This window comes from Shewanella sp. 2_MG-2023, assembly GCF_030548905.1.
In the GTDB taxonomy this organism is placed as follows: domain Bacteria; phylum Pseudomonadota; class Gammaproteobacteria; order Enterobacterales; family Shewanellaceae; genus Shewanella; species Shewanella electrodiphila.
Window position 1 is genome coordinate 33716 of record NZ_JAUOSO010000028.1, and the last position, 9636, is coordinate 43351.

Sequence of the window (9636 nt, forward strand, 5' to 3'; positions counted from 1 at the left end):
CAGGTTTCAAACACTATAAATTGGGTATTTAACACTATGCAAACACGGCCTAATTCTGACATCAATTTACTTTGGGGTGCACTCATCCTTGAAGAGCTGGCTCGGCTTGGCGTAAAACACGTATGCATGGCACCTGGTTCTCGTTCAACACCATTAACGTTAGCCGCTGCTGCCCAAGATAAACTTGAACGGCATTTACACTTCGATGAACGTGGTTTAGGTTTTATGGCGCTTGGTTTAGCAAAAGCCAGTAATAGCCCTGTAGCAATTGTCACCACATCTGGCACAGCAGTCGCCAACCTGTATCCAGCAATTGTAGAAGCCTGGTTAACTCAAGTTCCTTTGATTGTGTTAAGTGGCGATAGACCGCCTGAATTAATCGGTTGTGGCGCAAACCAAGCCATTGTGCAACCCGCAATATTCGCCGATTATGCTAAACAAGTTAATTTACCAACGCCAGATTTAGCCATCGCCCCAAATACTTTGCTCACTACCATCGATGAAGTAGTGAGTAATCAAACTCAACCAGTACATTTCAATTGTATGTACCGTGAGCCGTTATACCCAAGCGAATTAGAAACCTTATCTCAACTTGTTAAAACATCATTATCTGGTTATGTGACGCCAATTTCAGACTGGCTAAATCACGCATTTCCCTATACTGATTATGGTCAAGCATCTAGTAGCAACTTACCTACTGAAGACACCATGATGCGTTTCGTCCATGGCAAAGGCGTGATTGTGGTGGGCACCTTATCTCCAAAAGATAATCCACAACAGATTATTGAACTGGGGCAAAAATTGAGCTGGCCCATTGTGGTCGATGCACAGTCTCAGCTCAGGCAACACCCAAGTGTAATTGGCCATATTGATCAGCTAATGCTCAACCCCAAAGCGGCTAAATTTGTCGAACAAGCAGACCGTGTATTGGTATTTGGCGGGCGTTTTATTTCTAAAAGGCTGATCAGTTTTATTGCTGAGCAACAATGGCATAGCTACTGGCAAGTCTTACCGACTCAACAGCGCCTTGACCCTAACCATCAGTCGAAACGGATATGGCTCGCTAGTGTCTCAGCAATGTGCGGTGCGCAGTGGCCAAGATCATCTTCTGCCAATTGGGCGCTGTCATTAGTAGAAATGAATCAAAATATTGAAGCATTGCTAACACAGCATATTGACCAAAGCAGCTTTGGTGAACCCCAAGTTGTTCGCCAAATAGCTAAGGTGCAGACCTCGAAACATCAATGGTTTATTGGTAATAGCTTGCCAGTTCGCTTATACGATATGTATTCACCTATTACCTGCGAAACGCCTGCGATTTATACCAATCGAGGTGCATCTGGCATCGATGGATTAATTGCTACAGCAAGCGGAATGGCACTCGCCAGTAAACAGCCAAGCACCCTACTCATTGGTGATATTTCAAGTTTGCACGATCTTAATTCGCTCGCCATAACCAAGCAAATTAACAGTCCGTTTGTGATTGTGATTTTGAATAATGATGGCGGCAATATTTTCAACTTATTACCTGTGCCTAATGAAGCAGTAAGAGATGAATATTACCGTTTGAGTCACGGACTGGAATTTGGTTATGCTGCCGCCATGTTTGGTTTGCCATATAACCAAGTGGATTGTTTAACCACCTTTGATGAAGCTTATGTTGATGCAATGGCCTTTGCAGGCACTTCTGTGATTGAAGTCAATGTCAGCCCTAATCAAGCAAGCGATCAAATCAAGCTCATTGCACAATGGGTGAAACAACACTAATGCCAACCATTAAACGATACGGTGACACCGCATTACCTGCACTGGTTTTATTACATGGTTTTTTAGGTTCCAAAGAAGATTGGCAAGCTTGCTTACCCACCCTAAGCCAATACTTTCATTGTATTTGCATCGATCTGCCAGGCCATGGTGAAAACGAGCAGATATTGCCAACGCCAGGCTTTGAAGCCCTTGCTGATACCATTACCCATCAAGTGATTAATCTAGGTTATCCGCAATTTCATTTGCTGGGATACTCTTTAGGTGGCCGAGTAGCGTTGCATATCGCTAAATTCCATCCTGCGGCACTATTGAGTCTTATGTTGGAGTCGGCTCATTTAGGTTTATGTTCCACACGTGATAAGCAAACCAGACTGAAACACGATCAGAAATGGGCAGAGAAACTAGCGTCAAAGCCATTAAGAACTTTTTTAAGTGAATGGTATCAACAGCCGGTTTTTGCTGAATTAAATAATGATGCTCGTGAACAGCTGATTAATATTCGTAGTAAAAATAATCCTCAAGCGTTACTGCATTGCTTTCAGAGCACTTCACTTGGATTACAAGATAATGGCCAAAAAGTACTGAAACAATTACACTGCCCGAGATATCTATTGGTGGGTGAAAATGACAATAAATTTTCTAACTTGGCAGAGAAGTGGCAACAGAAAATTGATTTATCGGTGATCACAATCCCACATTCAGGGCACAATACCCATAAAGCGCAACCAAAGATGTTTGCAGCAAGCGTCATACAGCTGCTTTACCCATAACTGCTAACAACACTGTTAAGCGGTGAGTATTCGTTAATAAAAGGATTTACGCTTTATGCACACTGGTGATAACAATGAAACTTCTAGCCTTGAACAAGTCGAACTTGCCATCATCAGTGAGCTTACACTGCACCGTTACCAAATCCCATTATCACCCACATTGCCTGTGGCAACTCAGCGCATCGATCAACGGTTTGGTTTAGTCATCAGTGCTCAATTAAATCATGCTCAATTAAATCATGGTCAATGCGAAAGTGTCGAAATCAGCCCTTTGTCAGGCGTAGATACCAACAACAAACCTCTTGTTGGATTTAGCGAAGAATCACTTGAACAAGTGATTGCATTACTCCAGCAGCAATTACCGCTGTTAATCAATAAGCCGTTAACCGAATTAGCTAATATTGCCAGTGAAATAAAACTGCCCTCTGCAGCATTTGGGCTCAGCTTATTAGCGACTAAGTTTAGTTCGGCATTTCAATATGCCCATGTTGATGATCGAAAAATCAGTTTATTTTATTATCAACCTGACACGACTAATGAAGCGTTAGCGGCCAAAATAAATACGCTACCTAAACGTACTTATGCAATAAAAGTCAAAGTGGCTCAAGCTTCAATAGAACAAGAAATCCAGTTTATTCATCAGATATTATCTATTAATCCAAAGCTCAAATTACGCCTTGATGCGAATCAAGGTTTTAGTGCTGAGCAAGCCATTGAGTTTCTGGCATGCTTACCAAAAGCCAGCATCGAATACATTGAAGAACCTTGTCAAACGCTCAAAGAAAGCCGCATGGTTTATCAAGCACTTAAGATTCCTTTTGCGCTAGATGAAACGTTAAATGATGCAGACTATCAATTTACTATGTTTGATGGGTTAGCAGCACTTATCATCAAGCCGATGATTATTGGCAATATCGACAAACTAGCGAAACTCATTGAAACCGCCACAGAACATGGCGTGCGTTGTATATTTAGCTCAAGTTTAGAAGCTAACCTGGGGATTAACGACTTAGCGACGCTAGCCGCACAGTTAACCCCTGATGAAATCCCGGGGCTCGACACGCTAGCTAACTTTAGCGAGCCGTTAATGCTCGCGAATAATCAACTGAATCCACAAGTTACTCAGCTAATCAATCGCTATACTAATGAATAAGAAACGCCATAGTCAGACAGATTAACAAAGGTTTTGTGATGATTTCTCCGCTACACCAAACAGCTTTAGACATGCCCGAAACTATAGCTATTCAGCAAACAGATAACGGCGATAAAGCCAGTATTAAGCATAGTGACGTAATCAGTTACCTTAAGTTAAGTGCGCTGGTTACTAACCTTGTGAGATCGCTGCAAAAGCAAGGCGTTAGTCATAATAGCCGTCTCGCTTGTATCAGCCTTAATAACCTCGAAATGATTTGCCTTTATTGGGCATGCGTTGATTTAGGCGCGATATTTTTGCCAATATCACCTAAGTTTCCTGTATCGCAACAAGCCCAATTATGTCAGCGTTTTAAGATTGATTTTTATTGGTCAGAGGCGCAGCAGCCTGATTTCAATATCAGTGATGGGACCCAACAACGGCTCAAAATTGATCTTCAACTAGAGTGTGAACATCCTGCTCCAATTCAAAGTAAGCCAAGTATTGATAGCAAAAAGCCACTGAATATCATTCTCACATCTGGCTCTAGTGGTACCCCAAAAGGCGTGGTGCATTGTTTATCAAATCACATTGCCAGTGCACAGGGCTCGGCTGAAAAAATTAGCCTCAAAAGCGGTGACACCTGGTTATTATCGCTACCTTTGTTTCATATTGGTGGTTTAGCCATCATTAATCGTTGTGCGCTCGCTGGGGCATGTGTGGTCCTGAGTAATAATCAGCCTTTATGGCAACAAATTAGCGGCAACGAAATCAGTCATGTCTCGTTAGTGGCTGCGCAATTAAGTAAAATTTTGGCCCAGCACCCGCAAGCATTAGATCAAGTAAAAGCCTTGTTATTAGGCGGCGGCGCCATAGAAGCTAAATTAGTCTCAGCGCTCGCTGACAGACATATTAATGCATATTGCAGTTATGGCATGTCTGAAATGAGTTCACAAATCACAACAGCTTTGATAAACCCTCAGGGCCATTTAGGAAAGCCATTAAGCCACAGACAAATGGAAATTAGAGATGGCACTATTTGGGTAAAAGGCGACTGCCTATTCTTAGGTTATTTAACTGTTGCAGTAACCGATAATACTGTACCTTCACACCATCAATGTATTGCTGAAAAAGTCACTGATGAACAAGGCTGGTTTAACACCCAAGATTTAGGCGAACTGGATGATTCTGGTAACCTTCGCTTACTTGGTCGCGCCGATAACATGTTTATTTGCGGTGGTGAAAATATTCACCCAGAAGAGATTGAAGCAGCATTAAAAGCACACCCCTTAATCGAAAATGCGCTTGTGTTTGCAGAAGAAGATAAGACATTCAGCTTATTGCCTGCAGCTATCATTCAACTCAAGAATAGTGAACTATCAAGCCAACAGACTGCGACTGTTCCAGTAGAAGCCCAATTATCAACAGCACAAGTTAATTCAATCGAGCAATTTATTCTTGAAAGAATTGCTCGTTTCAAGCGCCCAAGACATTATTACTCTTGGCCAACCGGTATCAAAACCACTAGCCTTAAGATCCCTCGTAAAGCGATTATTGCCGCAGTAAAGCAAAGATTGCCTTTGTAGGGTAAAGTCCCACAACGCTTCTATAACAGAGCTAAAAAAAGCCATAAAAAAACCTGCCGTAGCAGGTTTTAATTATAAACTTAACCAAGCGGAATTAGATTTCCATGCAAGATTTAAGTTTGTTCATCGCGTTCTTTTCAAGCTGTCTGATACGCTCAGCAGAAACTTGATAAGTTGATGCTAATTCTTGCAGAGTCGTTTTATCATCATCTAACCAACGTGCACGCAAAATATGCTGGCTACGCTCGTCTAGAGTTTTAATCGCTGAAAATAAACGCGCTTGAGAATCTGATTCCCAATTTTCATTTTCAACTTCAACGGCTACATCAGAAGAATGATCTTCCAAATAATGAACAGGTGCAAAATCAACACTGCTGTCATCGTCATTGTCGCTGGCTAAATCAAATGCAGGATCTTGTGCCGCCATACGCGACTCCATTTCGGTGACGTCTTTTTTAGACACCCCTAAATTCTCTGCTACCATGCCGACTTCTTCGTCGCTAAACCAGCCTAAACGCTTTTTAGTTTTACGAATATTGAAGAATAATTTACGTTGCGCTTTGGTTGTTGCGACCTTCACAATACGCCAGTTTTTAAGCACGTACTCATGAATTTCAGCTTTAATCCAATGCACTGCAAAAGATACCAAGCGAACGCCAACACCAGGATCAAAACGTTTTACCGCTTTCATCAGACCGATGTTACCTTCTTGAATAAGATCTGCTTGTGGCAAACCATACCCAGAATAACCTTTCGCCACATGCACAACAAAGCGCAAGTGAGACATAATCAGTTTTTTTGCAGCATGTAGGTCGCCAGTTTCTTGCAAGCGTTTTGCAAGCTCCTGCTCTTCGTCTGCCCCAAGCATCTCGATGCCTGTGACTGATTGCATATAAGCTTCTAAGCTGCTACTTCCTCTAGGGACAGTGAGTGACATAGATTGCGATTGAAAGGCCATTAAAGCTCCTACTATTACTGCGTTTTTAACACTTATGTAACTTAAAATATTTTAAGTTAAGTGGTGAACTATCTATTATCGGACAACATATGTCAACAGTGGTTCAACACAAGGATGCACACAAAATGCGCGCTGAATTATACTCTGCTGAATCCAAAGCAATTGCAAGTGAACAAATGTTCATTTTTAGTCCAAAATAATCTTACCAACACATTTGGACATCATATATTGCCACTACAATACGACAGTAATATTAAGAAGGTTCAATTGCGCGTAAATGCTGCCTAACAGAGAGGTATGAGCCTAACCAGCCTAAGAAAGAAGCCAATAGCACCAATTTGACTAACTCAGCCATACTTAAGGCTTGAATTTGCAGTTGGCTACCGTATAAGCCAAGTAACTCAGCAAGGGCAGAATCAAGATACCAGACTAAAAGGTTAATGATGATCCAGGCGAGCACACCGCCAATCACTCCATACCAAATACCGGTATATAAGAAGGGCCTTTGAATAAAGGCTTCCGTTGCACCAACTAACTTCATCACTTCGATTTCGGTGCGGCGATTCATGATCGCTAATCGAATGGTGTTACCAATAACTAACACCACCGCGAGCACTAATAAGGCTGCAATGGCAAGTACAGTGCGTTCAATCAGTCTCACCATGGCTTGTAATCGTTCAAGCCATTCAATATCTAAACGACCAAAACTGACCTCAGGTTCACGCTCAAGCTTGTCGAGCAACTTTCTTGCACCTTCAGGGCTTGAATGTCGTGCTAATGGCGTAACCACCACCACTGCAGGTAACGGATTACTATCGAGATAAGATAATGCTTCACCAAAACCTGATAAACGTTGAAATTCTTCTAAAGCTTGGTCGCGATTAATGTAGTGCACCACATCCACTTCGGAATAGACATTAATCCGTGAAATCAGACTTTGTATTGACTGTTCACTACGGCCTTCATTAATAAATAGCGAGATTTCTGCTGCGTTATTCCAAGACTGAGTAATATTTTCAGCATTTTTAACTAGGACTTGTAGTGCAGCAGGTAAGCTCAAGCTGACTCCAAGCACTGCCATTGTCATCACCGATGACACAGGGTTACGCCACAGCTCACCAATACTGGCCATTGCTTGTTGAATATGACGTACAAAAAACATCACTAAACGCCCAGTAAAGGGCAGTTTACTCGCGGTTATCTTAACTTTATTCGACATTAAATCTGCCCCTGAGTATCAGCTGAATAGATTTCATCACCACCAAGCATTTTGCCTTGGCGTAAAGTTAAGGTGCGGTATTTCATTCGCGCAATTAAGCCCAAATCATGGGTTGCGATTAGGACGCTGGTGCCAGAGTCATGGAAGGTTTCAAATAAGCGTAGAATGTCCATCGATAACTTAGGATCTAAGTTACCTGTTGGCTCATCGGCAAGCAGTAAAGGCGGTTTATTCACAATGGCGCGAGCAATACCAACACGTTGCTGCTCACCGCCAGACAACATCACTGGTAAATGACGCTCTTTGCCATACAAGCCCACCATATCAAGGGCGCCTGCAACACGTTTACGAATTTCACCGTGAGAAAAACCTTCAATCACTAATGGTAAAGCCACGTTATCAAACACGCTTTTATCCATGAGTAGGTGATGGTTTTGAAAAATCATGCCGATATTACGGCGAAGATATGGCACATGCTTTTTGCCAAGCTTGGCAATGTCATGACCATTAATAGAAACTTTACCGGCACTGGCACGCTCAATGACAGTGATCAATTTGAGCAAGGTACTTTTACCTGCGCCAGAGTGTCCGGTTAAAAAGGCCATTTCACCTTGTTGAAGACGAAAATTGACTTCAGAGAGTGCTTTTTGGCCACCCGGATAGATCTTACTGACTTGCTCAAAATGGATCATATGTGACTATTCTGCCTTATCCTGACTAAATAATGCTTCGATAAAATCGTTTGAATTAAAGGTACGTAAGTCATCAATCTGCTCACCAACACCAATGTGACGGATAGGGATATTAAACTTATCGGCAATCGCGAAAATTACGCCACCTTTTGCTGTGCCATCTAATTTACTGATCGTGATACCTGTAACGCCAACAGCCTCCTGGAACAGCTGTGCTTGGCTAATCGCATTTTGGCCGGTACTTGCGTCTAACGTTAACATGACTTCATGCGGCGCATCTGGGTCTAATTTCTTCATCACGCGAACGACTTTCTTCAGTTCTTCCATCAAGTGACTTTTGTTTTGTAAACGCCCTGCTGTATCTGCAATTAATACATCCACATTACGTGCTTTAGCCGCTTGCAGTGCATCAAACAATACTGAGGCGCTATCTGCACCAGTGTGCTGAGCAACCACAGGGATTTCATTACGCTGTCCCCATACTTGTAACTGTTCAACAGCTGCAGCACGGAAGGTATCACCCGCAGCTAACATGACAGATTTGCCTTGTTTTTGATACTGTTTTGCCAATTTACCAATGGTGGTAGTTTTACCCACGCCATTAACACCCACCATTAAAATCACAAATGGGCCATTGGCATTTTCAGGCACTAAAGGAATCGCAACAGGGTCTAGAATGGTTTGCATTTCATCGCGCATTAAATCATAAAGCGCTTCGGCGTCTTTAAGCTGTTTGCGAGAGGCGCTGTCAGTCAGGCTATCAATAAGTCGAGTGGTGGTTTCAACACCTACATCGGCAATAAGCAGCTGTTCTTCTAATTCCTCGAATAAATCATCATCAATCTTCTTACCGCTAAAGATCCCCATAAAGCCACTACCAATGTTTTCACTGGTGCGCTTTAGGCCACGCTTTAAGCGAGCAAAAAGACCTTCTTTAACAGGTTTAGCTTGAGGCTCTGCGACAACGTCTGTTGTTTCTGCTTCTTGTGCCGCTTGAGCAGCAGCTTCTTCCTCTTCCAGACGCTGAGCTTCTGCACGTTCAGCCTCTTCTAGCTCTCTTTGTTCTTGAGCTAATTGCTCTTCGGCAAGGCGAGTTTGTTCTGCGACTCGTTGTTGCTCAGCTTGGCGATCTGCTTCAGCTTTATCAGCAGCCGCTTTTTCTTGAGCTGCCAACTCTAAAGCTGCTTGTTCTGCTGCCTTTTGTTCAGCTTCAATACGGGCTTGCTCTTCAGCGCGCTGTTGCTCGGCTAATTGTTGTTCTGCAAGTTCCTGAGCTAATCGGTCAGCTTCAGCTTTTTCTGCAGCTTCTTTTTCTACTGCAAGACGGTTTTGTTCTTCAACGCGTTGCTGTTCAGCTAATTGCTGAGCCTGTAATTCAGCCTCAGCCTTTTCAGCAGCTTCTTTTTCTACTGCAAGACGGTTTTGTTCTTCAACACGTTGCTGTTCAGCTAATTGCTGAGCCTGTAATTCAGCCTCAGCCTTTTCAGCAGCTTCTTTTTCTGCTGCAAGACG

At 42.7% G+C, this 9636-nt stretch carries 8 protein-coding genes; 4 read left to right on the top strand and 4 right to left on the bottom strand.

Annotation, left to right across the window (positions count from 1 at the left end; genetic code table 11):
• Nucleotides 1-36 precede the first annotated feature (36 nt).
• From menD to menE, 4 genes are read left to right on the top strand one after another with little or no spacing between them, the layout of a single operon-like run.
• Nucleotides 37-1767 (top strand): 2-succinyl-5-enolpyruvyl-6-hydroxy-3-cyclohexene-1-carboxylic-acid synthase, encoded by a 1731-nt coding sequence (menD, locus tag Q4600_RS20130; protein WP_303518252.1) that lies wholly within the window; start codon nt 37-39, stop codon nt 1765-1767.
• Nucleotides 1767-2537, top strand: coding sequence for a 2-succinyl-6-hydroxy-2,4-cyclohexadiene-1-carboxylate synthase (menH, locus tag Q4600_RS20135; RefSeq protein WP_303518249.1), 771 nt, complete (start codon nt 1767-1769; stop codon nt 2535-2537). Before menD ends, menH begins: the two co-directional genes overlap by 1 nt.
• Nucleotides 2538-2592: 55 nt before the next feature.
• A complete protein-coding gene (gene menC, locus Q4600_RS20140) occupies nt 2593-3690 on the top strand; it encodes an o-succinylbenzoate synthase (RefSeq protein WP_303518247.1) in 1098 nt (365 codons plus the stop codon).
• 38 nt (nt 3691-3728) lie between these two features.
• On the top strand, nt 3729-5255 hold the full coding sequence (gene menE / locus Q4600_RS20145; RefSeq protein WP_303518244.1) for an o-succinylbenzoate--CoA ligase: 1527 nt from the start codon (nt 3729-3731) through the stop codon (nt 5253-5255).
• 94 nt (nt 5256-5349) lie between these two features.
• Here menE and rpoH read toward each other — a convergent pair whose 3' ends face one another.
• The 4 genes from rpoH to ftsY all read right to left on the bottom strand — a co-directional run.
• Nucleotides 5350-6213, bottom strand: coding sequence for an RNA polymerase sigma factor RpoH (gene rpoH / locus Q4600_RS20150; RefSeq protein WP_102526739.1), 864 nt, complete (start codon nt 6211-6213; stop codon nt 5350-5352).
• A gap of 253 nt (nt 6214-6466) precedes the next feature.
• Nucleotides 6467-7432: a permease-like cell division protein FtsX gene (ftsX, locus tag Q4600_RS20155; RefSeq protein ID WP_102526738.1), complete on the bottom strand. Its 966-nt coding sequence runs from the start codon at nt 7430-7432 to the stop codon at nt 6467-6469.
• Nucleotides 7432-8124, bottom strand: a complete 693-nt coding sequence (gene ftsE / locus Q4600_RS20160) for a cell division ATP-binding protein FtsE (protein WP_102526737.1) — start codon at nt 8122-8124, stop codon at nt 7432-7434. Before ftsE ends, ftsX begins: the two co-directional genes overlap by 1 nt.
• Before the next feature lie 6 nt (nt 8125-8130).
• Nucleotides 8131-9636 (bottom strand): signal recognition particle-docking protein FtsY (ftsY, locus tag Q4600_RS20165; protein ID WP_303524431.1); only part of this gene is annotated, 1506 nt, incomplete at its 5' end.

Coding starts and splice junctions, on each gene's coding strand:
- menE (WP_303518244.1), top strand. CDS start 3,729: ATGATTTCTCCGCTACACCAAACAGCTTTAGACATGCCCGAAACTATA.
- menH (WP_303518249.1), top strand. CDS start 1,767: ATGCCAACCATTAAACGATACGGTGACACCGCATTACCTGCACTGGTT.
- menD (WP_303518252.1), top strand. CDS start 37: ATGCAAACACGGCCTAATTCTGACATCAATTTACTTTGGGGTGCACTC.
- ftsE (WP_102526737.1), bottom strand. CDS start 8,124: ATGATCCATTTTGAGCAAGTCAGTAAGATCTATCCGGGTGGCCAAAAA.
- rpoH (WP_102526739.1), bottom strand. CDS start 6,213: ATGGCCTTTCAATCGCAATCTATGTCACTCACTGTCCCTAGAGGAAGT.
- menC (WP_303518247.1), top strand. CDS start 2,593: ATGCACACTGGTGATAACAATGAAACTTCTAGCCTTGAACAAGTCGAA.
- ftsX (WP_102526738.1), bottom strand. CDS start 7,432: ATGTCGAATAAAGTTAAGATAACCGCGAGTAAACTGCCCTTTACTGGG.